The following is a 25332-nucleotide window of genomic DNA, read 5'->3' on the forward strand; positions in this document are numbered from 1 at the left end:
ATCATCTATTGTGAGTTTTACTCACATTGAAGCGTAGTTTTTTCCGTTTTTCAACGCGTAGCCCCCGCCGAATAATGGCGGGTACAGGCTTATTCATCGAAGGGAAAAACCATGAATCTAACGTTACTTGCCGCCTATATGCTGGCGGTACTCTTGCTGCTGGCTACGCCCGGCCCGGTGGTAGCGCTGGTCACGGGAACCGCCGCACGTGAAGGCAGTCGCCGGGCGTTTATCACGGTGATAGGCACCAACGCCGCGTCTCTGGTGCTGATTGTGCTGGCAACCTTGATGCTGCTCGGCGTGGTGGCATTGTCGCCGGTCATGCTATCGCTGCTGGGGGGAGCGGGTTCGCTCTATATCGGCTGGAGCGCTATCAGCAACTTGATGCACAAGGCGCAGGAGGCGCAGATTACCCCTGCGCGCGGCGGCCTGCTGAAGGGCTTTCTGATGGGTATTTCAAACCCGAAAGACATTCTCTTTTTTGTCGCCTTCTTCCCGCAGTTTATTGCCGTCACGCAGGACTTCACGCTGAGCATGCTGACGCTCTCGCTAGTGTGGGTGGTGTTTGATATTACCGTTCTGTCGCTCTATATCCTGACGGTTCAGCGCTTGTTGTCGGGAAGGTATGCTCTCCGCCTCGAACGCCTCTCAACGCTGTTTTTACTGGCGGTTGCGCTGTTCGGCATTGTTTACAACGTCGGTGAAATGAGTACCCACTATCATTGAAATTCCCCCAACTATCCCCCATTCTAGATCTATCGCTAAAGCGCCGCTGAGCGCTTCATTTCTTTCTTAGACCAGGACTGCGCATATGACCAATCCATTACTGACCCCCTTCGACCTACCGCCGTTTTCCCAGATTCATCCCGAACATGTTGTCCCTGCCGTGACCAAAGCACTGAACGACTGTCGTGAGAATGTGGAACGGGTAGTCGCGCAGGGCGGGCCGTATAGCTGGGAAAACCTCTGCCAGCCGCTGGCGGAAGTGGACGACGTGCTGGGGCGCATCTTCTCGCCGGTGAGCCATCTGAACTCGGTCCAGAACAGCCCGGAACTGCGTGAAGCCTATGAGCAAACGCTGCCGCTGCTGTCGGAATACAGCACCTGGGTCGGTCAAAATGAAGGGCTGTACAACGCCTACCGCGACCTGCGCGACGGCGATAACTACGCCACGCTGAATACCGCGCAGAAAAAAGCGGTCGATAACGCGCTGCGTGATTTTGAATTGTCCGGCATCGGCCTGCCGAAAGAGAAACAGCAGCGCTACGGCGAAATTGCGACCCGTCTGTCCGAGCTTGGCAACCAGTACAGCAACAACGTGCTCGATGCCACCATGGGCTGGAGCAAGCTGGTGACCGATGAAGCCGAACTCTCCGGCATGCCGGAAAGCGCGCTGGCCGCGGCGAAAGCTCAGGCTGAAGCCAAAGAGCAGGAAGGTTACCTGCTGACGCTGGATATCCCGAGCTACCTGCCGGTAATGACCTACTGCGACAATCAGGCGCTGCGTGAAGAGCTGTACCGCGCCTACTCCACTCGCGCCTCCGACCAGGGGCCGAACGCCGGTAAGTGGGATAACACCCCGGTGATGGAAGAGATTCTGGCGCTGCGTCACGAGCTGGCTCAGCTGTTGGGCTTTGAAAGCTACGCCTTTAAATCGCTCGCCACCAAAATGGCGGAAAACCCACAGCAGGTACTCGACTTCCTGACGGATCTGGCCAAACGCGCCCGTCCGCAGGGTGAAAAAGAGCTGGCCCAGCTGCGCGCCTTCGCTAAAGCTGAATTTGGCGTCGACGAACTGCAACCGTGGGATATCGCCTACTACAGCGAAAAACAGAAACAGCATCTCTACAGCATCAGCGATGAGCAGCTGCGCCCATACTTCCCGGAAAACAAAGCCGTTAACGGCCTGTTCGAAGTGGTTAAGCGCATTTACGGTATCACCGCTAAAGAACGTACCGACGTTGACGTCTGGAACCCGGAAGTGCGCTTCTTCGAGCTGTATGACGAAAGCAACGAACTGCGCGGCAGCTTCTACCTTGACCTGTATGCCCGCGAACACAAACGCGGCGGGGCGTGGATGGATGACTGCGTCGGCCAGATGCGTAAAGCTGACGGCACGCTGCAAAAACCGGTTGCTTACCTGACCTGTAACTTTAACCGCCCGGTGAACGGCAAACCGGCGCTGTTTACCCATGATGAAGTGATCACCCTGTTCCACGAGTTCGGTCATGGCCTGCACCACATGCTGACCCGCATCGAAACCGCCGGTGTTTCCGGTATCAGCGGGGTGCCTTGGGATGCCGTCGAGCTGCCAAGCCAGTTTATGGAAAACTGGTGCTGGGAGCCGGAAGCGCTGGCGTTTATCTCCGGTCACTATGAAACCGGCGAACCGCTGCCGAAGGAACTGCTGGACAAAATGCTGGCGGCGAAAAACTACCAGGCCGCGCTGTTTATTCTGCGTCAGCTGGAGTTCGGTCTGTTCGACTTCCGCCTGCACGCCCAGTACAACCCGCAGCAGGGCGCGAAAGTGCTCGAGACGCTGGCCGAAATCAAGCAACAGGTCGCCGTGGTACCGGGCCCAACCTGGGGCCGCTTCCCGCACGCTTTCAGCCACATCTTTGCGGGTGGCTACGCGGCGGGCTACTACAGCTACCTGTGGGCCGACGTGCTGGCGGCAGATGCCTTCTCTCGCTTTGAGGAAGAGGGGATCTTCAACCGTCAGACCGGGCAGTCGTTCCTCGATAACATCCTGACCCGCGGTGGTTCTGAAGAGCCAATGGCGCTGTTCAAACGCTTCCGTGGCCGTGAACCTCAGCTGGATGCGATGCTTGAGCATTACGGGATTAAAGGCTGATTGTTGTCGTGAAAATCTGCTTACTTGATGAAACGGGCGCCGGAGACGGCGCCTTATCTGTTCTTGCTGCCCGTTGGGGGCTGGAACAGGATGACGACAACCTGATGGCGCTGGTCATGACCCCGGAGCATCTGGAACTGCGTAAACGCGATGAGCCCAAACTTGGCGGCATCTTCGTCGATTTTGTCGGCGGGGCGATGGCGCACCGACGCAAGTTCGGCGGTGGCCGCGGTGAAGCGGTGGCGAAAGCCGTAGGCGTGAAAGGCGGTTATCTGCCGGACGTGGTGGATGCGACGGCGGGGCTGGGGCGCGATGCTTTTGTGCTGGCCTCCGTTGGCTGCCGCGTTCGGATGCTGGAGCGTAACCCGGTGGTGGCGGCGCTGCTTGATGATGGCCTGGCGCGCGGCTACGCGGACTCGGAGATCGGCCCGTGGTTGCAGGAACGGCTACAGCTAATTCATGCGTCCAGCCTGACAGCGTTAACCGATATCAGCCCGCGTCCGCAGGTGGTGTATCTTGACCCGATGTTCCCGCATAAGCAGAAAAGCGCGCTGGTGAAGAAAGAGATGCGCGTGTTTCAGTCGCTGGTGGGGCCGGATTTGGATGCGGATGGCCTGCTGGAACCGGCACGTCAGTTGGCAACCAAACGCGTAGTAGTGAAACGCCCGGATTACGCACCGCCGTTGGCGGACGTGGCGACGCCGAATGCGGTGGTCACCAAAGGGCATCGGTTTGATATTTATGCGGGGACGGCGGAATAATTTCCCCCTCACCCTAACCCTCTCCCCTGGGGGGAGAGGGGACCGATCGTGCGGTTTGCACTCTCTGTCTTTCCCCTCGCCTTAAGGGGAAGAGGGCTCTGTCTTTCCCCCTCGCCCCTTTGGGGAGAGGGCCGGGGTGAGGGGCTTACACAATCTTAAACAAACGGCGCCAGCGGATCCGCAATCTCAAACGCCACAGCACGATCCGCTTTCGGTGGGTAAATCAGCTCGCTGACAATCGACACTTTCAGCTTCTTCGCCTCTTCACGCTTCAGCTTCACCTGCTGATCCCAGCCTTCACTGTACACCGCACCCCATGCACCCAGATCCAGACAGGTGACATACATCTCCTGGCGATACGGCAGTGGTGCCACGTCCAGCACGCTTGCCGCCGCATTGTTACCCGCAAATTTGCCCAGCAGAATGGCGTGCTGGCAGGTCATCAGCGCATGGTTGCCTTTATCATCGGTGGCGGCGTAAGCCACATCGCCAGTCGCGTAGATATCGTCATGGCCCAGCACCTGCAGATTACCGTTCACGTGCAGACGACCCTGGCGATCGCGCGGCGCATCAATCTGCGCGGTCAGGCCATTAGCCTGAACGCCGACGGTCCAGATAACGGTCTGGGAGGCGATAACCTGCCCATCTTTCAGCGTGACGCCGGACGCATCCACGCTTTCCACTTCCGCATTCACCAGCCACTCCACGCCCAATTCGGCAGAGGCTTCGATAATCACATCGCGTAATTCCTGGCTCCAGCGACCGCCCGGCTGCGCACCGCGCTCAACTACGACAACTCTGGTCTTAGCATCTTCACCCAGAATTTCACGCAGACGGCCAGGAAGCTCCAGCGCCATCTCAATCCCGGTGAACCCGCCGCCGCACACCACCACGGTGTTACGCGCTTCGCTCTCCGGCTGGTCAGCCAGATCTTTCAGATGCTGTTCCAGCACCGTCGCGCTTTCCAGCTGGTCGAGGTCGAACGCGTGCTCGGCGGCACCGGCAACGATATCGCGGTTGACGTGGCTACCGCTGGCAAGTACCAGGCGGTCGTAGCGGCGCAGACGGACTTCACCGTTCTCATCTTTCCAGCTCACTTCCTTCGAGGCGGGAAGGATCTGCTCAACGGTGCCGCGAAGGAACTTAACGCCGGTGACGTCGAACAGCGGCATCAGTGGGGAAACCAGCGTCTGAACGTGGCTTTCATAAAAACGCGGACGAACGCGCAGCTCTGGCTGTGGCGCAATCACCGTAATATCAACGGCCTGCTGGTGTTTGTCTGCCAGACGTGCGGCGCTCAGCGCTGCCCACATACCGGCAAAACCGGCACCGACGATCAGAATTTGTTTACGCATTAGGTTTGTCTCACTGGTGACTACGATTAATTGACTCGGATTTTATTAGTCGTAGTTAAAGATTGCAACGTGATTCGCTTTAGCAAACGCACCAGAAGCGACATTTTTAAATTATCTATTTGATATTTAATTGATTAAATTTTTATGTGTTCAGTATTTATGCTTGCTATCTGGAATGCATCAGATGAAAAAGCTACAATAACTCAGATTAATTTTGGCTGAGATAAGAGCGCATGGCATTCTACAGTTCTGGGGTTGAGTACGGCATACATAGTCTGATGTGCATGGTGGACGGCAAAGGTGACGCCCGCGATATGAGCGTGCGCGAAATTGCCGAGCTGCAAAGCGTGCCCTACGACTATCTGGCCAAAATCTTTACTCGCCTGTCGAAGGCCGGCCTGGTGCGCAGCATTGAAGGGAAGGGCGGCGGTTTTCAGCTGGCGAAACCGGCTGAAGACATTACGGTGCTGGACGTGGTCAATGCGATCGATGGCGATAAGCGTATTTTTGAGTGCCGGGAAATTCGCCAGCGTCTGGCGGTGTTTGATGAGCAGCCACCGGAATGGGCCTGCGAAGGTATCTGCGGCGTACGTTCGGTGATGGATATGGCGCAGCAGCGGATGGAAGAGGCGTTAGGCCAACACACGATTCTCGACCTGGCGCGTAAGATGTACCGCAAAGCACCGGATACGTTCGTGATAGAGGTGCAGGAGTGGATTGCCGGGCGGAAAGGCGAGAAATAAAAACGCCTGCATGGGCAGGCGTTTCACGATGCTCGATGAGAGACTTATTCTTCTTCGTCGTCACGCAGTGGAACAATCAGCATATCAACGTGAACGGTGTTGATCAGCTGACGAGCAGAAGACATCAGTTTGCTCCAGAAATCCTGGTGATGACCGCAAACAACCAGGTCCATATCGTATTTCTTGATAGCATCAACCAGCACCTGACCCAGGTCGCCGCTACCGCTCAGGGTTTCGGTGATTGGGTAGCCCGCACCGGTAGAGAGTTCGCTCAGCGCGTGATGGGTCTCTTCAGAGATACGTTTCTGCATATCGCCCAGATTGACATCAATCAGCCCGGTGTAGAGATCGGAATAGTTCACGTCAACGTGAATCAGAGAGACTTTCGCATTGTAAGGGCGAGCCATTGATACCGCTTTCTCCACCAGAACTTTGCTCTCTGGTGAAAGGTCGACGGCGATAAGAATGTGTTTGTAAGCCATAGTGTTACTCCTTCCATAAAGTTGTCGATGACTGTTGGACCAGACAGCCCATGCGCTGTCCCTTGCCCGCGTCCTGCGTGCTATCCGCGCGGGGTTTGCCCTTAAAGACCTAATTGTAGAAGATATTTCTACCTTATAGTGGCCTTGGGGCGCCGTCAATGCATCCGGTTCGCCAATTAGTTAAACAAATTTTTCAATCTTACGTATTGATAACGATTAACCTTGTGGTAAAAAATTTAACTGATCTTCTACACTATTTAATGAGCCGATCGAATAAATAAACGTGATCGGAATCGCACTCTTTTACTGAGGTGTTGGTGGGAAATTGGGGAGCGGTATGCCCTGGGGAATATCTCTGAGGGCTGGTCGCCGGGGAGGAGTTATGATCAGCACGATTGCGCTGTTTTGGGCCCTGTGTGTCGTTTGTGTGGTGAATATGGCACGTTACTTCTCGTCACTACGTGCGCTATTGGTGGTACTACGAGGTTGCGATCCCTTGCTCTATCAGTATGTCGATGGCGGTGGTTTTTTCACTTCCCACGGCCAGCCGGGCAAGCAGATGCGCCTGGTCTGGTACATTTACGGGCAGCGTTACCTCGACCATCACGACGATGAGTTTATTCGTCGCTGCGAACGCGTTCGCCGTCAGTTTATTTTGACCAGTTCGCTCTGTGGATTGGTGGTCATCAGCTTAATTGCGTTGATGATTTGGCACTAAGTAAAAAAAAACGGGCCAGTTTCCTGACCCGTTTTTATGTTTTTATCGCCGCTGACTTAGATAAGCTTCAGCGAGATCCAGTACAGCACGCCGGACAGAATGATAGAGGCCGGCAGGGTGAAGACCCAGGCCATCAGAATGTTGGTCACGGTTTTACGCTGTAACCCGCCGCCATCGACCAGCATGGTACCCGCCACGGAAGAGGAGAGTACGTGAGTCGTGGAGACCGGCATCCCGGTATAGCTTGCCAGACCGATGGACACCGCAGAGGTCATCTGTGCGGACATACCCTGAGCGTAGGTCATGCCTTTCTTACCGATTTTTTCACCGATAGTGGTGGCAACGCGACGCCAGCCGATCATGGTACCAATGCCCAGCGCCAGTGCGACCGCCATAATAATCCAGACTGGTGCGTACTCAATGGTGCTCAGCATGTCGGTTTTCAGTTTCTTCAACAGACGCTGATCGTCGGCATTCACTTCCGGCATCTTGGCCACTTTATCGGTGGTATCAGAGATGCAGAGCATGATGCGACGGAGCTGGCCACGCTGCTCTACCGAGAGTTTATCGTAGCTCTCGATTCCCGACAGCATCGCCTTAGTACGCTCAAGTGCGTTCATGGTGTTAGCCGGGTGGCAATGGAACTCAGTGGCTTCCAGTGCTGCAGGGGTTAACGGGTCAGCGCTGTTCTGTACTTTCAGCAGCAGTTCAGGACGCTGCTGGAAGAAGGTTTCAACGTTGTTGACCGCATCGCGGGTACGGGTGATTTCGTAGCCGGAAGCGTTCATGTTAACCACGAAGCCTGCCGGAGCAACGCCAATCAGTACCAGCATCACCAGGCCAATGCCTTTCTGACCATCGTTCGCGCCGTGGGAGAATGCCACGCCAATTGCGGAGAGGATCAGAGCAATACGGGTCCAGAACGGCGGCTTTTTCTTACCGTCTTTCTTTTCACGTTCAGCAGGAGTCAGGTGGATGCGAGCGCGTTTTTTGGTGCCGCTCCAGAAACGACGCAGCAGGAAAATCAGACCGCCAGCAAACACCAGACCCACAATTGGCGACACGATCAACGAGGCGAAAATGTTAATCACTTTCGGGATGTTGAGTGCATCAACCACGGACGTTCCGGTCATCATCGCATTGGTTAAACCAATACCGATAATGGCACCGATAAGCGTGTGGGAGCTGGACGCAGGCAGACCAAAATACCAGGTGCCGAGGTTCCAGATAATAGCCGCCAGCAGCATGGAAAAGACCATGGCGAGGCCGTGAGCGGAGCCCATATTGAGCAACAGATCCGTCGGCAGCATATGCACAATGGCATAAGCTACACTCAGGCCGCCCAACAGAACGCCGAAGAAGTTAAAGATCGCGGCCATCGCCACAGCAAGCTGTGAACGCATAGCGCGAGTATAAATTACGGTAGCCACTGCGTTAGCCGTATCGTGGAAGCCGTTAATCGCTTCGTAGAAAAGAACAAACAACAGTGCCAGTACTAACAACAGCCCGGTATGTAAATCCAGACCAGCAAACAAATGTAACATAGGACGTTACGCCATTTTGAGGACATGAACGCGCGGCATTATCAGGGACATTGGCGGCGCGGGCAAAGTGAAATCTCTATTTTTTTTGATATTTATCCATGTAATTTTAAAGGTCGAAAAGAATTATTTATTTTGTATCAATCGGATAAGTCGGGTTTGTCTATATTTCACTGGTACGACTTCGGTGAAAAATTTACAATTCCCGACAATACCTAAGTTGAGGATAGTGCGTGGAAAGGTTTGATGCCATTGTAGTAGGTGCCGGAGCGGCAGGAATGTTTTGTGCCGCCATGGCGGGGCAGGCAGGGCGCCGCGTTTTGCTGCTGGATAACGGTAAAAAACCGGGGCGTAAAATCCTCATGTCCGGCGGCGGTCGCTGCAATTTTACTAACCTTTATGTCGAACCCGCGGCATATCTGAGCCAAAACCCGCATTTTTGCAAATCTGCGCTGGCGCGCTATACCCAATGGGACTTTATCGACATGGTCGGCAAGCACGGTATTGCCTGGCATGAAAAGACGCTCGGGCAGCTTTTCTGCGATGACTCCGCCGATCAGATCGTGGCGATGCTGGTCGCTGAGTGTGAAAAGGGCAACGTGACCACGCGCCTGCGTAGCGAAATCCTGAGCGTGACCCGCGACGACGAAGGCTACACCCTTCAGCTCAACGGCGATGAAGTGTCGGCGGATAAGCTGGTGATTGCCAGCGGCGGCCTGTCGATGCCGGGCCTTGGAGCGACGCCTTTCGGCTATAAGGTTGCCGAGCAGTTTGGTCTGAAGGTGCTGCCAACCCGCGCGGGCCTGGTGCCGTTTACTTTGCATAAACCGATGCTCGAACAGCTACAGGTATTGTCTGGCGTGTCGGTGCCGTCGGTCATCACCGCGCAGGACGGCACGGTGTTCCGTGAAAGTCTGCTTTTCACCCACCGTGGCCTATCTGGCCCCGCAGTGCTGCAAATCTCCAGTTATTGGCAGGCGGGCGAGTTCGTGAGCATTAATTTGCTGCCGGATATCGACCTGGCGGACTTCCTCGACGTCCAGCGTGCCGAGCACCCGAACCAGAGCCTGAAAAACACGCTGGCGATGCAGCTGCCAAAACGGCTGGTTGAATGCCTGCAACAGCTTGGACAAATTCCTGACGTCACCCTGAAGCAGCTGAACGTTCGCGAGCAGCAAACGCTGGTCGATACCCTGACCGACTGGCGCGTACAGCCAAACGGCACCGAAGGCTATCGTACGGCGGAAGTGACGCTGGGCGGCGTTGATACCAATGAACTCTCTTCACGCACCATGGAAGCGAAGAAAGCGCCGGGGCTCTATTTTATCGGCGAAGTGATGGATGTGACCGGCTGGCTGGGGGGCTATAACTTCCAGTGGGCGTGGTCCAGCGCCTGGGCATGCGCGCAGGCGCTGGCGGAATAAACGATCAATTCTGCTGGCTAAAGAGCCGCAGCAGCATCTCCACCTGTTCGTCGAGCGGGGCCAAATCCCGTTTGACGATCAGATGCAGCGGCGTGGCGCGCCTTACGCCGTGGCTGAGCGGCAGCGTTTTTAACATCCCCTGCGCCAGCTCGTTCTGAATTCTCTCCTCCGGCAGCCAGCCGTACCCTACCTGATACATCACCGCGTCAATCGCGGCATCAATGGTTGAAAAGGTCCACGCGTCGCGCCCGGCCTGGCTGTCGCTGTCGTTATCGGCAATGCGGATCAGTGGCCAGGGGCGCAGCTGCTCGTCGTTGAGCGGGCCTTCCTGGTTGAAGAGAGGATGATCGCGATGGGCGACGGCGACAAAGTCGATGTTCATCAGCCATTCGCCGCGCCCGGTGATGTCCTGACGGCGGGTCAGCACCATCACGTCCGCCTCAGCCTGAATGACATCGTTACCGCTGGCGTTTTCCAGCACTTCGGTTAAGCGCACCTGCGTTTGCGGATAGCGCTGCTGAAACTGGCGCAAAATGGCGAATAGCCGCTCGCGCGGGAAAATACTGTCGACCACTAAATCCAGCCGGGTGCGCATGCCTTCACGCAGCGTGGCGGCGCGGGTCTCTACCCAGGCGAAGGCCTTGAGCAGCGGTTTGACCTGTGCGAGCAGCAGCTCACCGGCCGGGGTTAACACCGCACGGCGGCCTTCCGGGATAAGCAGCGCCACGCCAAGACGTTCCTGCAATAGTGCCAGGTTGTAGCTCACCGACGACTGGCTGCGGTGCGTCTCTTCAGCCGCTTTTGCAAAGCTGCCCAGCTCCACCACCTTCTCCAGCAGCGCCCATTGTTCCAGCGTCGTTTTATGCATAATTGATTTAAAAATTAGATGAATTTCATTAAAACATAGCGTTATTCATTTACTTTTTAAAGCAATAAGATCTCTGCATCGACACAAGGAGATTTCATTATGAGCAACTTTGATAAACACGATCTGAGCGGTTTCGTTGGCAAACATCTGGTATATACCTACGATAATGGCTGGAACTACGAGATTTACGTTAAAAACGACCGCACCCTTGATTACCGTATTCACAGTGGCATCGTGGCGAATCGTTGGGTGAAAGATCAGCAGGCCTACATTGTTCGCGTTGGCGAAAGCATCTACAAAATTTCCTGGACCGAGCCGACCGGTACTGACGTCAGCCTGATTGCGAATCTGGGCGACAAACTGTTCCACGGCACCATCTTCTTCCCACGTTGGGTGATGAACAACCCGGAAAAAACCGTCTGCTTCCAGAATGAGCACATTCCGCTGATGAACGCCTACCGTGACGCAGGCCCGGCTTACCCAACGGAAGTGATTGATGAATTCGCGACCATTACCTTCGTTCGCGACTGCGGGGCCGATAATGACAGCGTCATTAACTGCGCGGCGAGCGAATTGCCAACAGATTTCCCTGCTAATTTACGCTAGGGTTTACCAGCGCTTTACGCGTTATTTATTACACTAATATGCAACGGATATTAAAACGGATCATAAATAAAGTCTTTGTTTAGAAAACGTTGAATTATGTGAACCAGAGCCCAGTTGCAATGCAAGCTGGGCTTTTTTTTACAAAAATTCAGCGAGAACAATGACCTTTATAAAGTATTGATTTTGTTTATTAATCATTTATTGTGCGAATGCGCATTTCTTTCTTAATCTTATCCTAAGATAACACTGATACTTTTACCGCAATTCAATGTTGTAGGTTTAACTATCACATCTATCTATTCCTGATTTTAACAACATCGCGATAGCACCGTTTTATTCACGAATCAGGCGTACTCATTTGCGTTATAGGGTAAGGAACATTCATGAGTGATTTTCTGCCGTTTTCACGTCCCTCTATGGGCGAGGCGGAGTTCGCAGCGCTGAAAGAGGTGCTGCAATCTGGTTGGATCACCACCGGGCCAAAAAACCAGGCGCTGGAAGAGGCGTTTTGCGCCCTGACGGGCAACCGTTTCTCGATTGCCGTGAGCTCCGCGACCGGTGGTATGCACGTCACGCTGATGGCCCTCGGTATTGGTCCTGGCGATGAAGTTATCACCCCTTCGCAAACCTGGGTTTCCACCCTCAATATGATCGTGCTGCTGGGCGCTACGCCGGTAATGATCGATGTCGATCGTGACAATCTGATGATTACCCCTGAGGCGGTCGAAGCGGCGATTACTCCGCGCACTAAAGCCATCATTCCCGTGCACTATGCCGGCGCGCCTGCGGATATCGACGGTATTCGCGCGGTCGCTGAACGTCACGGTATTCCGATGATTGAAGACGCGGCGCATGCGGCGGGTACCTACTACAAAGGCCATCATGTTGGCTGGCAGGGAACGGCGATTTTCTCCTTCCACGCCATTAAAAACATGACCAGCGCTGAGGGCGGGCTGATTGTCACTGACGACGAACAGCTGGCAAACCGCATTCGCAGCCTCAAATTCCACGGTCTCGGCGTTGATGCCTATGACCGCCAGACCCATGGTCGCGCTCCGCAGGCGGAAGTAATTAGTCCGGGCTTTAAGTACAACCTGGCCGACATCAACGCCGTCCTGGCGCTGGTTCAGCTGGGTAAGCTGGGTCAGGCCAACCAGCGTCGCAACGATATTGCGCAGCGCTACGTGCAGGAACTGGCCGACACGCCATTCCAGCCGCTGTCCGTACCGAGCTGGCCGCACCTGCACGCCTGGCATCTGTTTATTATTCGCGTGGACGAAGCGCGCTGCGGTATCAGCCGTGATGCGCTGATGGAGCAGCTCAAGTCGCAAGGTATTGGAACCGGGCTGCACTTCCGCGCGGCGCATACGCAGAAATATTACCGCGAGCGCTTCCCGGAACTCTCCCTGCCGAATACCGAATGGAACAGCGCACGTATCTGTTCATTACCTCTTTTCCCGGATATGACCGATGACGACACCACCCGTGTCATTACGGCGCTCCACCAGTTAGCAGGCCGTTGATATGTTTGAGTACCCGTTAGTCAAGAAAGTCTCCGTCGTGATCCCGGTCTACAACGAGCAGGATAGCCTGCCTGAGCTTCTCCGCCGTACCGACGCGGCCTGCGCGACCCTGAATCGTGACTATGAAATTCTGCTGGTTGATGACGGCAGCAGCGACGACTCTGCACGCATGCTGGTTGAAGCGGCAGAAGCCCCTGAAAGCCATATCGTCGCGGTACTGCTGAACCGTAATTACGGCCAGCACTCGGCGATTATGGCGGGCTTCAGCCACGTCACCGGCGACCTGATCATCACCCTTGATGCTGACCTGCAAAACCCGCCGGAAGAGATTCCGCGCCTGGTCGAAAAAGCGGACGAAGGCTATGACGTGGTCGGCACCGTGCGCCAGAACCGTCAGGACAGCATCTTCCGTAAAACCGCGTCGAAGATGATTAACCGTCTGATCCAACGGACCACCGGTAAAGCGATGGGTGACTACGGCTGCATGCTGCGCGCCTATCGCCGCCACATCATCGACGCGATGCTCAACTGCCACGAACGCAGCACCTTTATCCCGATTCTGGCGAATACCTTTGCTCGCCGTGCCGTGGAGATCCCAGTGATGCACGCCGAGCGTGAGTTCGGCGACTCGAAATACAGCTTTATGCGCCTGATCAACCTGATGTACGACCTGGTGACCTGTTTAACCACCACGCCGCTGCGTCTTCTGAGCGTGGTTGGCAGCGTCATCGCCATGCTCGGCTTTGCCTTCTCCATTCTGTTAGTGGTACTGCGCCTGGCGCTGGGCCCGGAATGGGCGGGGGACGGGGTGTTCATGCTGTTCGCCATTCTGTTCATGTTTATCGGGGCCCAGTTTATCGGCATGGGTCTGCTCGGGGAGTATATCGGCCGCATCTACAACGACGTGCGCGCCCGTCCTCGTTACTTTATTCAACGTGTTGTTCGCCAGGAAAATCTGGAATCTGAAGAGGAAAATCGTTAATGAAAGCTGTTGTATTTGCCTATCACGACATGGGTTGCACCGGTATTCAGGCACTGCTGGACGCCGGATACGACATTGAGGCGATCTTCACTCACCCGGATAATGCCGGTGAAAACAACTTCTTTGGCTCCGTCGCCCGTCTGGCAGCCGAGCAGGGCATTACCGTCTATGCGCCGGAAGATGTGAACCACCCGCTGTGGGTTGACCGTATTCGTGCGATGGCACCGGAAGTGATTTTCTCTTTCTACTATCGCAACCTGCTGAGCGACGACATTCTCAATCTGGCACCAAAAGGCGCCTTCAACCTGCACGGCTCGCTGCTGCCTAAATACCGTGGCCGCGCGCCGCTGAACTGGGTGCTGGTGAACGGTGAGAAAGAGACCGGCGTTACCCTGCACCGCATGACCCACCGCGCTGATGCGGGCGACATTGTGGCGCAGCAGACCGTAGCCATTGCCGATTCTGACGTAGCGCTGTCGCTGCATCGTAAGCTGTGCGCGGCTTCCCAGACTCTGCTGGGCGATGCGCTGCCAAAAATTCGCAGTGGCCAGACTCAGGAACGTGCGCAGGACGATACTCAGGCAACCTACGTGGGTCGTCGTACCCCTGATGACGGTCGCCTGACCTGGGAAAAACCGGCGCAGGAACTGCACAACCTGGTGCGCGCGGTGAGCGATCCGTGGCCGGGCGCGTTTGGCTATGTCGGCACCAACAAATTTATCGTCTGGAAATCCCGCGTGCGTACCGATATGGCCGCCGCGAAGCCAGGTACCGTGCTGTCCGTGGCCCCGCTGGTGGTTGCCTGCGGTGAAGGCGCGCTGGAAATCGTTACCGGTCAGAGCGCTAACGGCGTTTACATGCAGGGCACTCAGCTGGCGCCAGCAATGGGCCTGGTGGCCGGTGCGCTGCTCTCCAGCCGTCCATTTGTGGCGGTAAAACGTCGTACTCGCGTGCTGATTCTGGGCGTGAACGGCTTTATCGGTAACCACCTGACTGAGCGCCTGCTTGAGGACGACAACTACGAGATTTACGGCCTGGATATTGGCTCTGACGCCATCAGCCGCTTCCTCGACTGCCCGCGTTTCCACTTTGTGGAAGGCGACATCAGCATCCACTCCGAGTGGATCGAATACCACATTAAGAAATGTGACGTAGTGCTGCCGCTGGTGGCGATTGCGACCCCTATCGAATACACCCGTAACCCGCTGCGCGTGTTCGAGCTGGACTTCGAAGAGAACCTGAAGATTATTCGTGACTGCGTGAAGTACAACAAACGCATCATCTTCCCGTCGACTTCCGAAGTGTACGGCATGTGCACCGACGCCAACTTCGATGAAGACACCTCCAACCTGGTGGTGGGGCCAATCAGCAAACAGCGTTGGATCTACTCGGTTTCGAAGCAGCTGCTGGACCGCGTGATTTGGGCCTACGGTGACAAAACCGGCCTCAAATTTACCCTGTTCCGTCCGTTTAACTGGATGGGCCCGCGTCTGGATAACCTGAACGCCGCGCGTATCGGCAGCTCCCGTGCTATCACCCAGCTGATCCTCAACCTGGTTGAAGGGTCACCGATCAAACTGATCGAAGGCGGCAAGCAGAAACGCTGCTTTACCGACATCAGCGACGGTATCGAAGCGCTGTTCCGTATTATCGAAAACAAAGATGGCCGCTGCGATGGGCAGATCATCAACATCGGTAACCCGGACAATGAAGCAAGCATCAAAGAGCTGGCGGAAATGCTGCTCGACTGTTTCGAACGTCACCCGCTGCGCGACCGCTTCCCGCCGTTTGCTGGCTTCCGTGAAGTGGAAAGCAGCGACTACTACGGTAAAGGCTATCAGGACGTGGAGCACCGTAAGCCGAGCATCCGTAACGCCAAACGTTGCCTTGACTGGCAGCCAACGGTAGAAATGCAGCAGACCGTTGAAGAGACGCTGGACTTCTTCCTGCGCACGGTTGAACTGACGGATGAAAAATCATCATGAAAAAAGTAGGTTTGCGCGTTGATGTGGACACCTTTCGCGGCACTCGCGAGGGCGTACCACGGCTGATGGCGGTGCTCAAAAAGCACCGCGTACAGGCCAGTTTTTTCTTCAGCGTCGGGCCGGATAACATGGGGCGCCACCTGTGGCGCCTGGTAAAACCGAAGTTCTTGTGGAAGATGCTGCGCTCGCGCGCGGCATCGCTGTATGGCTGGGATATTCTCCTCGCCGGCACGGCCTGGCCTGGACGACGTATCGGTGCAGCGAACGCGGAGATTATCCGCAGCGTTGCGCAGGTGCATGAAGTCGGGCTACACGCCTGGGATCATCACCGCTGGCAGCAGTGGAGCGGCGTGTGGAAGGAGCAGCAGCTGGTGGAAGAGATTGGGCGCGGCTTGCGTGAGCTGGAGTCTATTCTCGGCCGTCCAGTCTCCTGTTCTGCGGTGGCGGGCTGGCGTGCGGATCAGCGCGTGGTGAAGGCCAAAGAGTCGTTTGATTTTCACTACAACAGCGACTGTCGCGGCACGCAGCCGTTTCTTCCACAGTTGGCCAATGGGGAGACGGCTACCGTGCAGATCCCCGTTACCCTGCCAACCTGGGATGAAGCCGTCGGCACCGTGGTCAGCGCGGAAGGCTATAACCGCTGGCTGTTGGAGCAGATCCGCAAAGATACCGGTACGCCGGTTTATACCATTCATGCAGAGGTTGAAGGCGGTGTGTGCGCCGAACAGTTTGATTATCTGCTGACCCTGGCGGCGCAACAGGAAATTCTGTTTTGCCCGCTGAGCCAGCTTCTTCCGGATGACTTCCGTCAGCTCCCGGTCGGGAAGGTGGTACGGGGAGAATTGGCTGGCCGTGAAGGCTGGCTTGGTTGCCAACAACTCTTGAGCCCCGATGTATGAAATCCCTTCGCTACGGTATTTCGTTAGTTGCATTGTTCGTTCTTTACTACCTTCTGCCCCTCAACTTCCGGTTGCTGTGGCAGCCGGATGAAACCCGCTATGCCGAGATAAGCCGTGAAATGCTGGCCACTGGCGACTGGGTTGTGCCGCACTTCCTCGGCCTGCGTTATTTTGAAAAGCCGATTGCGGGCTACTGGATCAACAGCATTGGTCAGTGGCTGTTTGGGCATAACAACTTCGGCGTACGCTTTGGCTCGGTGTTCTCTATCACCGTGTCTGCACTGCTGGTGACCTGGCTTGCCTGGCGTATCTGGCGCGACAAAAAAGTGGCGGTACTCTCCGGCGTGATCTTCCTGACGGCGTTCCTGGTCTACGGTATCGGCACCTACGCGGTGCTCGACCCCATGATCACGCTGTGGATGACCCTGGCGATGTTCAGCTTCTGGCTGGCCGCGTCGGCGAAAACCACCGGTGAACGCTTCTGGGGCTATGTGCTGCTCGGTATCGCCTGCGGTATGGGGGTGATGACCAAAGGGTTCCTGGCGCTAGCGGTGCCGGTTATCGGCGTGCTGCCGTGGGTTATCGCCCAGAAGCGCTGGCGGGAAGTCCTTATCTGGGGCTGGCTGTCGGTGCTGGTGTGCGTGCTCACCGTGCTGCCGTGGGGGCTGGCGATTGCGCAGCGTGAAGGCGACTTCTGGCGCTACTTCTTCTGGGTCGAGCATATTCAGCGTTTTGCGCAGAGCGACGCTCAGCATAAAGCGCCGTTCTGGTACTATCTGCCGTTCCTGATTGCCGGGAGCCTGCCGTGGCTGGCGCTGCTGCCGGGCGCGTTGAAGCTCGGCTGGCGCGATCGTCAAGGGCAGGGCAGCGCGTTCTATCTGCTGGGCTGGATAGTGATGCCGTTCCTGTTCTTCAGCATCGCGAAAGGCAAGCTGCCGACCTATATTCTGCCGTGCTTTGGGCCGTTGGCGATGCTGATGGCGCGCTATGCGGTGGATGCAGCGAAAGTGGGCGCGAAGGCGCTGCGAGTCAATGGGCTTATCAACATCGCTTTTGGTGTCGTTGGCCTGGTGGCGGTGGTTGTGGTGTCGCCCTGGGGGCCGATGAAGCATCCGGTGTGGATGCAGATCGAGCTGTATAAGTGCGTGCTGGCGGCGGTGGCGTTCTTTGTCTGGGCGCTGATGGGCTGGCTGTCTATCAAATCGGCTACGCCGCGCTGGACGCTGGCGGCACTCTGCCCGATGGGGTTAGCGCTGCTGGTCGGCTTTGCGATTCCTGACCGCGTGACCGACAGTAAACAGCCGCAGTTCCTGGTGGATATTGTGAGCGAGTCGCTGGCTCCGAGCCGCTACGTGCTGAGCAACAGCGTCGGTATCGCCGCAGGACTTGCCTGGGAACTGAACCGCAGCGACGTCATCATGTATTCGCAGACGGGAGAGCTGAAATACGGTCTTTCTTATCCGGATGCTAAAGGGCGCTTTATCTCCAGCGAAGATTTCCCGCAGTGGCTGGAAACGCATCGTCAGGAGGGGCCAATCTCTCTGGTATTACAGCTGCAGCGCAATACCAAAGTGGTGGATCTGCCGTTACCAAAACCGGATGAGGTGTATGTGATGGGTCGTACCGCGTTTATTCAGTACCGTCCGCAATGATCACCTGGGCCTGCCTGCTGCTCGCCAGCTTATTAAGCTGCGTCGGGCAGCTCTGCCAGAAACAGGCCACGCGCCCGGCACCCGCCGGGCAGCGTGGGCGTCATCTGCTGACCTGGCTTGGGCTCGCGCTGGCGATGCTCGGGCTGGGGATGCTGCTGTGGCTACTGGTGTTGCAGCAAATCCCGGTCAGCGTGGCCTACCCGATGCTGAGTCTGAACTTTGTCTGGGTGACGCTGGCGGCCCGTACTATCTGGCGTGAGCCGGTCAGCCGCCGTCACTGGGCGGGCGTTGGGCTGATTATTGTCGGCATTATGTTGCTAGGGAGCAGCGCCTGATGGGGCTTATCTGGGCATTAATGAGCGTTGGGCTGGTCAGCGCTGCCCAACTGACGCTGCGGGTGGCGATGACCACGCTGCCACCGGCAGAACAGCCGCTGGCGTTCCTTCTCCACCTGCTGCATTTCGGCGACGGCACGCTGGCGCTTTTCCTCGGTCTGTTCGGCTACGTCGCGTCGATGGCCTGCTGGTTCTTCGCCCTGAAGCGCCTGCCACTGGCAAAAGCCTACGCACTGCTGAGCCTGAGCTATATGGTGGTGTGGTGCGCCGCTATCTGGTTGCCGGGCTGGCACGAACCTTTCTCCTGGCGCGGTCTGCTGGGCGTGGTGGTGATTATCGCCGGTGTGATTACCATCTTCTGGCCAAACAAACCTTCCCCTACCCCGTAGCCCGGCCAAGCGCAGCGCCGCCGGGGTTAGCTCCGAGCCTCCCCCGGGGTCGACGTAAACGCCTCGCCCGGGCTACAAAATGTGCAATAATGCCTTTTTCGTTGCATCTATAAGGGATTATCTATGCCAGCAGCTGACGCCGAGGAATCGCTTAGCGGCCTGCGCCTCAACCTGCGTATTGTCTCCATCGTTATCTTCAACTTCGCCAGTTACCTCACCATTGGCCTGCCGCTGGCGGTGCTGCCTGGATACGTCCACGACGTCATGGGATTCAGCGCCTTCTGGGCGGGGCTGGTTATCAGCCTGCAATATTTCGCCACGCTGTTAAGCCGCCCGCATGCCGGGCGCTATGCCGACCTGCTGGGGCCAAAACGGATCGTGGTGATGGGGCTATGCGGCTGCTTTCTCAGCGGGTTGAGCTACCTGCTGGCAGCAACGGGCAGCGGCTGGCCGCTGCTCAGTCTGGTGCTATTGTGCCTGGGACGCGTGATCCTCGGTATAGGTCAAAGTTTTGCTGGCACTGGCTCGACGCTCTGGGGCGTGGGCGTCGTGGGTTCGCCGCATATTGGCCGGGTCATCTCATGGAATGGGATTGTTACCTATGGGGCGATGGCGATGGGCGCGCCGCTTGGCGTGGTGTGCTATCGCTACATTGGTCTACAGGGGCTGGCATTGGCAATTATGGCGGTAGCCGCCGTCGCCATTCTGTGCGCGCAGCCGCGCGCGGAAGTGAAAGCGAAAAAGGGCAAACCGATGTCCTTTCGCGCGGTGCTGGGCCGCGTCTGGCCTTACGGAATGGCGCTGGCGCTGGCCTCCGCGGGCTTTGGGGTGATCGCCACCTTTATCACCCTGTTTTATGATGCAAAAGGCTGGGACGGTGCGGCGTTTGCGCTCACGCTTTTTAGCTGCGCATTCGTAGGGACGCGTCTGCTGTTCCCGAACGGCATTAACCGGCTGGGCGGCCTGAACGTAGCGATGATCTGCTTCTCGGTAGAGATTGTTGGCCTGCTGCTGGTGGGCGTGGCTGATACGCCGATGATGGCAAAAATCGGCACTTTCTTCGCCGGGGCTGGATTCTCACTGGTGTTCCCGGCGCTAGGCGTGGTGGCGGTGAAAGCCGTGCCGCAGCAGAATCAGGGCTCTGCGCTGGCAACCTATACCGTATTTATGGATCTATCGCTGGGTATTACCGGGCCGCTGGCCGGATTGATGATGGCGTGGATGGGCATTTCGACGATTTACATTGCCGCCGCGGGGCTGGTGGCGGTGGCGCTGCTGCTGGGGTGGCGGCTAAAAAAACGGCCTCTGGCGTAAGCACGCGAGAGGCCGTTTATCGGTCAGCAAAACTTAGTTGATGACCAGGGTATTGATGATTTTCTCAGCGTCAGACTGCGCCTGCTGCTGGTTGTCCGCTGGCAGCGTGATCTGCATGGTCAGCAGCTTGCCATCGATCTTACCCAGTACGACGGAAGAGTACGCGGTCTGCCCTTTAGCAGAGATGATGCTGTCGAGCTGCTGCAGCGTGTGGCCCTTCACGTCGATAGATTTATTGGTCACTACCTGCAGCTGCGGGTCGCGGCTGCGCTGCTGATCTTCAAGACGTTTTGCCAGCACCGCTAAATCTTCGGTGGTGTCGTCGCCAACGATGACGATGACCGCTTTCATGCCGGTAGCGTCAGAGTAGACGTGCATGTTGTTGCTCTGGGTGCCCAGCTTACCGCTCTGGTCGGTCATCCCGGCCGGCAGCGTAAAGTTCAGCTTACCGTCTAACAGATTGATAGCCTGACCTGCGGCATCGCTTGCGGCTGCAGAACCTTGTGCAGGGGTGCTGGTGTCGCTGTTGTCACAGGCCGCAAGGCCCATTACCAGCAGGCCAATACCAGCATATTTCACCAATTTGCGCATTGACATCTTCCTTTCGATAAATAGCCATAACGGCTCATCTGCGTATCTTATCACAACCCGTGTAATGAACCCTTAACCAGGCTGCATTGCTGACAAATCAGATTTATCTGCCAGCCTTTTCAATAGCATATTCAGCAGCACGCCGTACATCGGCAGGAAGAAAACAATGCTGATCAGCACTTTAAAGCAGTAGTCCACGAGGGCAATTTCTACCCAGTGCGTTGCCATAAACGGGTCGGTGCTGCGCCAGAAAGCGATAAAGAAGAACGCCAGGGTATCGCTGATGTTACCGAACAGCGTGGAGGCCGTCGGTGCAAGCCACCAGTGGCGGCTTTGACGCAGGCGGTTGAACACGTGCACGTCAAGGATCTGCCCCAGGGCATAGGCCATAAAGCTGGCGGCGGCGATACGGGCCACGAACAGATTAAAGTGCGCCAGCGCGCCGAAGCCCTGCCATTCGCCCATATAGAACAGCGATGAAATGACGTAAGAGATCAGCAGCGCCGGGGCCATCACCGCGAAAACGATACGGCGAGCCAGCGGTGCGCCAAAGATTCGCACGGTTAGATCGGTCGCAAGGAAGATAAACGGAAAGCTAAACGCGCCCCAGGTGGTGTGGAAGCCGAAGATAGAAACCGGCAGCTGCACCAGATAGTTACTGGAGGTGATCACCAGCAGGTGAAATAGCGATAGCCAAACCAGCGCATGTCGGCGCTGTAAGGAGGTAAAGGGAGTCATATTGTACCTTTTTAGTGGTTGGGGTGAGGGAACCCAATAAGTCTGCAAACCCATTGCAGGGGCGGAATGATACTGCTTTCCCGTTTCATTGCAATGGTTGTTTTTCGCGCAATCGTTAACCTGGTTGCGTTGAGGCAGGGTCAGCGTAAACTAAGCGCGTTTTTTCTGACGACGAGATTCTCATGACCGATTTGTTTTCCAGCCCCGACCACACCTTAGACGCGCAAGGGCTGCGCTGCCCGGAACCGGTAATGATGGTGCGTAAGACCGTGCGGACGATGCCGGTGGGGGAAACGCTGCTGATTATTGCCGACGATCCCGCCACCACGCGCGATATCCCTGGTTTTTGCCGCTTTATGGAACATGAGCTGATTGCTCAGCAGACCGAGTCAGTGCCGTACCAGTATTTGCTGCGTAAGAGCCATTAATCGGTACCAATAACCCGTAGCCCGGCCAAGCGAAGCGCCGCCGGGAATGGCATCGAGCCAACCCGGGGTCGGCGTAAACGCCTCGCCCGGGCTACAGGGTTACGCACTAAACTTCCCGCGCAACAGTCGCAGCGCGTTCAACGTCACCAGCACCGTCGCACCGGTATCCGCCAGTACTGCTAACCACAATCCGGTCATGCCGAGCAGCGTGGTGATAAGGAAAATCCCCTTCAGCCCCAGCGCAATGGCGATGTTTTGGCGAACGTTAGCGTGGGTGGCGCGAGCCAGGCGAATCATCTGCACCAGCCCGGTCAGGCGGTTATGCGTCAGCGCCGCATCGGCGGTTTCCAGCGCCACGTCGGTGCCGCTACCCATCGCAATACCCATCGCCGCTGCTTTCATCGCCGGGGCGTCGTTAATTCCGTCGCCCACCATCGCCAGCGGCCCCTGAGCGTTCAGCGCCGTCACTTCACTGACTTTATCGGCAGGCAGCAGGTTCGCGCGATAGGCCATACCTAACTCATCAGCAATGGCGGCAGCGGCGCGTGGGTTGTCCCCGGTCAGAATGATGCCCTGAATGCCTAATTCACGCAGGCCATCGACCGCCTGACGCGCTTCCTGACGGACGGTGTCTCGCAGTGCTACGATGCCCAGCAGGGTATCGTCACGAGTGACGAGCACCACGGTGTTACCCTGGCTTTCCAGCCGTTGGATCTCAGCCTGACGATCCGGTGTTGGGAACTTGCCTGCTGCACAGATAACGATACGTTGCCCGTCTATGTTGGCTTCAATACCGGAACCGACGAGCGTACGCTGATCGGCGGCTTGAGGAATGACAAGCCCACGCTGCTGCGCCTCGCGCACCACGGCCTGCGCCAACGGGTGAGTAGAGCCTTGTTCCACCGCAGCGGCCAGCATCAGCAGGTTGTCTTCACTGAGTTCGGCGGTTGGGATAATCGTGGTCACCTGCGGTTTGCCGAGCGTCAGGGTACCGGTTTTATCAAAGGCCATCTGGGTGATGCGGCCCAACTGCTCCAGCGCCGCACCGCCTTTAATCAGCGCGCCGTGGCGCGCAGCGGTGGCGAGGCCTGAGGTAATCGCTGCCGGAGTCGAGATAACCAGTGCACACGGGCAGCCAATCAGCAGCAGCGTCAGCCCTTTGTAGATCCACTCCTCCCACGAGGCGGCAAACAGCAGCGGCGGCACCAACGTCACCAGCAGCGCGACGGCCATAATCGCCGGGGTATAGATGCGGCTGAAGCGGTCGATAAAGCGCTCGATAGGCGCGCGACGTTCCTCGGCCTCCTCAATCAGACGCAGAATACGGTCGATGGCGCTGTCGCCAGGTTTTGAAATAACGCTCAGCTGTACCAGGCGGTCGGCGCTGGTGGCCCCTGCCGGGACGCTCTCGCCCGCGCTGCGTTCCACTGGAATGGACTCGCCGGTTAACGCGCTCTCATCAAAGCTGGCGAACGGGGTTATGAGCTTCCCGTCGGCAGGCAAGCGCCCACCGGCGGCGACTTCAATCACATCGCCCGGCTGGAGATCCTTCTGCGCCACGGTTTCGCGCTGGCCGTCGCGTACGCGCACGGCGGTGTCTGGCTTCAGCGCCATCAGCGCGCTCACGCCCTGGCGGGCGCGGTTTGCGGCCCAGCCTTCCAGCCTTTCACCGATTAAGAACAGCAGCAGCACCATCGCCGCTTCCGCCGTCGCGCCGATAAACAGCGCGCCGATGGCCGCGACGCTCATCAGCGTTTCAATGGCGAACCAGCTGCCACTTTTCATCAGGCGCAGCGCCTGGCGGGCGATAGGGTAAAGGCCAACCAGCGTGGTGGCGATAAACGCCAGGTTGCCGAGCGGATGGTTGAACTGCTCCAGCCCCCAGCTCATCGCCATCATCATGGCAAGCGCGATAAGCGGCAGGTTCTCCCGCCAGCGCGGGCTGTTCTCTTCCGCCTTTGGTTCGCTGTCGCTACGCAGCGAATAGCCTGCGGCGCTCACCGCTTTCTCCACCTGAGCGCGGATGTCGTCATCGGCATCAACCAGCAGCTTTTCAGTGGCGAACAGCACTTTAACCTGCTTCACGCCAGCGACCTGGCTTACCGCCGTTTCGACTTTACGGGCGCAGGCGGCGCAGTCCATGCCGTTGACGACCCAGCTGTAGCGGGCGTCCAGCGTCGGTACTACGGCGGGTTCAGCCGTTGCGCATTGGCTTTCGCAGCAGCAGTCGTCCTGCGGTTGTGGCGCAGGCGCGAGCTTAAAAGATGAGAATTGGGGGGCTTTATTGTTACGTGTCTCTGGAGTCGACATCGTATCCTCCGATTAATGATCGTTGCTTCATTAAGCGCAGCATACACTCTGGAGTCGACTCCAGAGTCAAGCAGGAAATTACAGGTAAAGCGCGCGAACGATAAAGAAGTGCCCGGCAAAGTAGCAGGCGGCGTAAATAGCCGTATCCGCGCGGAAGCGGCAGCGATATTTACTCACCAGCCAGATAATGTTACCCAACAGCAGTAAACCGGCGCCGAAGAAACCGGAGAGCGCGGTGTCCGTTGGGCGCATAAACCACAGCTCGCCTGCGACCCAGACCATCATCAGCGTCATCGCGATAAAGGCCAGCACCGGTAGACGCATCTCTTCAAGCCGTGTCCAGATAACCGCCAGCCAGAGCACGCCAATCACCAGCAGCACCACCGGCAGCGGCCAGAAGAAGGTGAAGGTCAGCTGTCCGGCAAACCAGATGGTGTACAGCAGATGCGATAGGAAAAATGCGCCGATGGCGTACAGCATGCGCTGACGTGGCAGCAGCGTGAGGGCATCGCCGACCAATGAGGCGCACAGGCCCGCTAGTACCAGGTAGCTGATGGCGTTAAACATCGGCGCCTGCCAGGCGAGAAACAGGAGTAAAATTAAGGTGATAGGTTTGAATGCCCAGCGCTGCCAGGCGGGCCCACGATAGGCGGCATCCACGTAGAGCCAGCCTGAGAAGAATACTGCGATAAACGACCAAAGCATAATAAGTCCCTGTATCTGTTATCTTAATGGGTACTGTACTGCCAGTCTTGAATGTCCAGTGTAGTAGCCGCAGCCGCCAGATGACAATGGCAGACTGCGACGTTTACTATGATTTGCGTAAATTCTTAA

24 protein-coding genes are annotated in these 25332 nt (G+C 56.9%); 16 read left to right on the plus strand and 8 right to left on the minus strand.

Going from position 1 to position 25332, the window contains the following annotated elements; genetic code table 11:
• Positions 1-111 precede the first annotated feature (111 nt).
• The 3 genes from V6940_RS08210 (at position 112) to rsmJ (ending at position 3615) form a co-directional block, all read left to right on the plus strand.
• Positions 112-726 (plus strand): LysE family translocator, encoded by a 615-nt coding sequence (locus V6940_RS08210; RefSeq protein WP_333495520.1) that lies wholly within the window; start codon positions 112-114, stop codon positions 724-726.
• Positions 727-811: 85 nt separating this feature from the next.
• Entirely contained in the window at positions 812-2854 is a 2043-nt protein-coding gene (prlC, locus tag V6940_RS08215) for an oligopeptidase A (RefSeq protein ID WP_333495521.1), read from the plus strand.
• A gap of 8 nt (positions 2855-2862) precedes the next feature.
• Complete coding sequence (gene rsmJ, locus V6940_RS08220) at positions 2863-3615, plus strand: 16S rRNA (guanine(1516)-N(2))-methyltransferase RsmJ (RefSeq protein WP_333495522.1); 753 nt, start codon at positions 2863-2865, stop codon at positions 3613-3615.
• Positions 3616-3770: 155 nt separating this feature from the next.
• On the opposite strand, the gene V6940_RS08225 is transcribed toward rsmJ, so the two are convergent.
• A complete protein-coding gene (locus V6940_RS08225; RefSeq protein WP_333495523.1) occupies positions 3771-4970 on the minus strand; it encodes an NAD(P)/FAD-dependent oxidoreductase in 1200 nt (399 codons plus the stop codon).
• 233 nt (positions 4971-5203) lie between these two features.
• Between V6940_RS08225 and V6940_RS08230 the strand changes: the two genes are divergently transcribed.
• Complete coding sequence (locus tag V6940_RS08230) at positions 5204-5713, plus strand: RrF2 family transcriptional regulator (protein ID WP_333495524.1); 510 nt, start codon at positions 5204-5206, stop codon at positions 5711-5713.
• A gap of 44 nt (positions 5714-5757) precedes the next feature.
• Here V6940_RS08230 and uspA read toward each other — a convergent pair whose 3' ends face one another.
• Positions 5758-6195 carry a universal stress protein UspA gene (gene uspA / locus V6940_RS08235; RefSeq protein ID WP_035894835.1) on the minus strand — a complete coding sequence of 146 codons (438 nt, stop codon included), beginning with the start codon at positions 6193-6195 and terminating at the stop codon, positions 5758-5760.
• A 382-nt stretch (positions 6196-6577) separates the two neighbouring features.
• On the opposite strand from uspA, the gene uspB reads away from it, so the two are divergent.
• Complete coding sequence (gene uspB / locus V6940_RS08240; protein ID WP_185667385.1) at positions 6578-6913, plus strand: universal stress protein UspB; 336 nt, start codon at positions 6578-6580, stop codon at positions 6911-6913.
• A 56-nt stretch (positions 6914-6969) separates the two neighbouring features.
• On the opposite strand, the gene pitA is transcribed toward uspB, so the two are convergent.
• Complete coding sequence (pitA, locus tag V6940_RS08245) at positions 6970-8457, minus strand: inorganic phosphate transporter PitA (RefSeq protein ID WP_333495525.1); 1488 nt, start codon at positions 8455-8457, stop codon at positions 6970-6972.
• A 230-nt stretch (positions 8458-8687) separates the two neighbouring features.
• On the opposite strand from pitA, the gene V6940_RS08250 reads away from it, so the two are divergent.
• Positions 8688-9878, plus strand: coding sequence for an NAD(P)/FAD-dependent oxidoreductase (locus V6940_RS08250; RefSeq protein WP_333495526.1), 1191 nt, complete (start codon positions 8688-8690; stop codon positions 9876-9878).
• 4 nt (positions 9879-9882) lie between these two features.
• Here the strand turns inward: V6940_RS08250 and V6940_RS08255 are convergent, their stop codons facing one another.
• Complete coding sequence (locus V6940_RS08255; protein ID WP_333495527.1) at positions 9883-10746, minus strand: LysR family transcriptional regulator; 864 nt, start codon at positions 10744-10746, stop codon at positions 9883-9885.
• A gap of 96 nt (positions 10747-10842) precedes the next feature.
• Here V6940_RS08255 and V6940_RS08260 point away from each other — a divergent pair, with 96 nt between their 5' ends.
• The 9 genes from V6940_RS08260 to V6940_RS08300 all read left to right on the plus strand — a co-directional run bounded on the left by V6940_RS08260 (position 10843) and on the right by V6940_RS08300 (position 20431).
• The gene (locus V6940_RS08260; RefSeq protein WP_333495622.1) at positions 10843-11352 is read left to right on the plus strand and encodes a phenolic acid decarboxylase; all 510 of its coding nucleotides are present in this window, start codon (positions 10843-10845) and stop codon (positions 11350-11352) included.
• A 383-nt stretch (positions 11353-11735) separates the two neighbouring features.
• Positions 11736-12875, plus strand: a complete 1140-nt coding sequence (gene arnB / locus V6940_RS08265; protein WP_333495528.1) for a UDP-4-amino-4-deoxy-L-arabinose aminotransferase — start codon at positions 11736-11738, stop codon at positions 12873-12875.
• A 1-nt stretch (position 12876) separates the two neighbouring features.
• Positions 12877-13857, plus strand: a complete 981-nt coding sequence (gene arnC / locus V6940_RS08270; RefSeq protein WP_333495529.1) for an undecaprenyl-phosphate 4-deoxy-4-formamido-L-arabinose transferase — start codon at positions 12877-12879, stop codon at positions 13855-13857.
• Positions 13857-15842 carry a bifunctional UDP-4-amino-4-deoxy-L-arabinose formyltransferase/UDP-glucuronic acid oxidase ArnA gene (gene arnA / locus V6940_RS08275; protein ID WP_333495530.1) on the plus strand — a complete coding sequence of 662 codons (1986 nt, stop codon included), beginning with the start codon at positions 13857-13859 and terminating at the stop codon, positions 15840-15842. The genes arnC and arnA overlap by 1 nt, the downstream gene beginning before the upstream one ends.
• On the plus strand, positions 15839-16741 hold the full coding sequence (arnD, locus tag V6940_RS08280; RefSeq protein ID WP_333495531.1) for a 4-deoxy-4-formamido-L-arabinose-phosphoundecaprenol deformylase: 903 nt from the start codon (positions 15839-15841) through the stop codon (positions 16739-16741). The genes arnA and arnD overlap by 4 nt, the downstream gene beginning before the upstream one ends.
• The gene (arnT, locus tag V6940_RS08285) at positions 16738-18393 is read left to right on the plus strand and encodes a lipid IV(A) 4-amino-4-deoxy-L-arabinosyltransferase (protein ID WP_333495532.1); all 1656 of its coding nucleotides are present in this window, start codon (positions 16738-16740) and stop codon (positions 18391-18393) included. Before arnD ends, arnT begins: the two co-directional genes overlap by 4 nt.
• Positions 18390-18728: a 4-amino-4-deoxy-L-arabinose-phosphoundecaprenol flippase subunit ArnE gene (gene arnE, locus V6940_RS08290; protein WP_333495533.1), complete on the plus strand. Its 339-nt coding sequence runs from the start codon at positions 18390-18392 to the stop codon at positions 18726-18728. The genes arnT and arnE overlap by 4 nt, the downstream gene beginning before the upstream one ends.
• Entirely contained in the window at positions 18728-19117 is a 390-nt protein-coding gene (gene arnF / locus V6940_RS08295; RefSeq protein ID WP_333495534.1) for a 4-amino-4-deoxy-L-arabinose-phosphoundecaprenol flippase subunit ArnF, read from the plus strand. Before arnE ends, arnF begins: the two co-directional genes overlap by 1 nt.
• 123 nt (positions 19118-19240) lie before the next feature.
• On the plus strand, positions 19241-20431 hold the full coding sequence (locus V6940_RS08300; RefSeq protein WP_333495535.1) for an MFS transporter: 1191 nt from the start codon (positions 19241-19243) through the stop codon (positions 20429-20431).
• A 33-nt stretch (positions 20432-20464) separates the two neighbouring features.
• On the opposite strand, the gene V6940_RS08305 is transcribed toward V6940_RS08300, so the two are convergent.
• Positions 20465-21022 carry a DcrB family lipoprotein gene (locus V6940_RS08305; RefSeq protein WP_185667372.1) on the minus strand — a complete coding sequence of 186 codons (558 nt, stop codon included), beginning with the start codon at positions 21020-21022 and terminating at the stop codon, positions 20465-20467.
• A gap of 72 nt (positions 21023-21094) precedes the next feature.
• Complete coding sequence (locus V6940_RS08310; RefSeq protein ID WP_185667371.1) at positions 21095-21760, minus strand: 7-cyano-7-deazaguanine/7-aminomethyl-7-deazaguanine transporter; 666 nt, start codon at positions 21758-21760, stop codon at positions 21095-21097.
• Between the two features lie 182 nt (positions 21761-21942).
• Here V6940_RS08310 and tusA point away from each other — a divergent pair, with 182 nt between their 5' ends.
• Complete coding sequence (gene tusA, locus V6940_RS08315) at positions 21943-22188, plus strand: sulfurtransferase TusA (protein ID WP_333495536.1); 246 nt, start codon at positions 21943-21945, stop codon at positions 22186-22188.
• Between the two features lie 99 nt (positions 22189-22287).
• Here the strand turns inward: tusA and zntA are convergent, their stop codons facing one another.
• Positions 22288-24498, minus strand: a complete 2211-nt coding sequence (zntA, locus tag V6940_RS08320; RefSeq protein ID WP_333495537.1) for a Zn(II)/Cd(II)/Pb(II) translocating P-type ATPase ZntA — start codon at positions 24496-24498, stop codon at positions 22288-22290.
• A gap of 78 nt (positions 24499-24576) precedes the next feature.
• Positions 24577-25203 (minus strand): lysoplasmalogenase, encoded by a 627-nt coding sequence (locus V6940_RS08325; protein ID WP_333495538.1) that lies wholly within the window; start codon positions 25201-25203, stop codon positions 24577-24579.
• Between the last annotated feature and the right edge of the window lie 129 nt (positions 25204-25332).

Origin of the sequence: Kluyvera sp. CHPC 1.251 (assembly GCF_036759945.1) — a bacterium.
GTDB lineage: Bacteria > Pseudomonadota > Gammaproteobacteria > Enterobacterales > Enterobacteriaceae > Kluyvera > Kluyvera sichuanensis.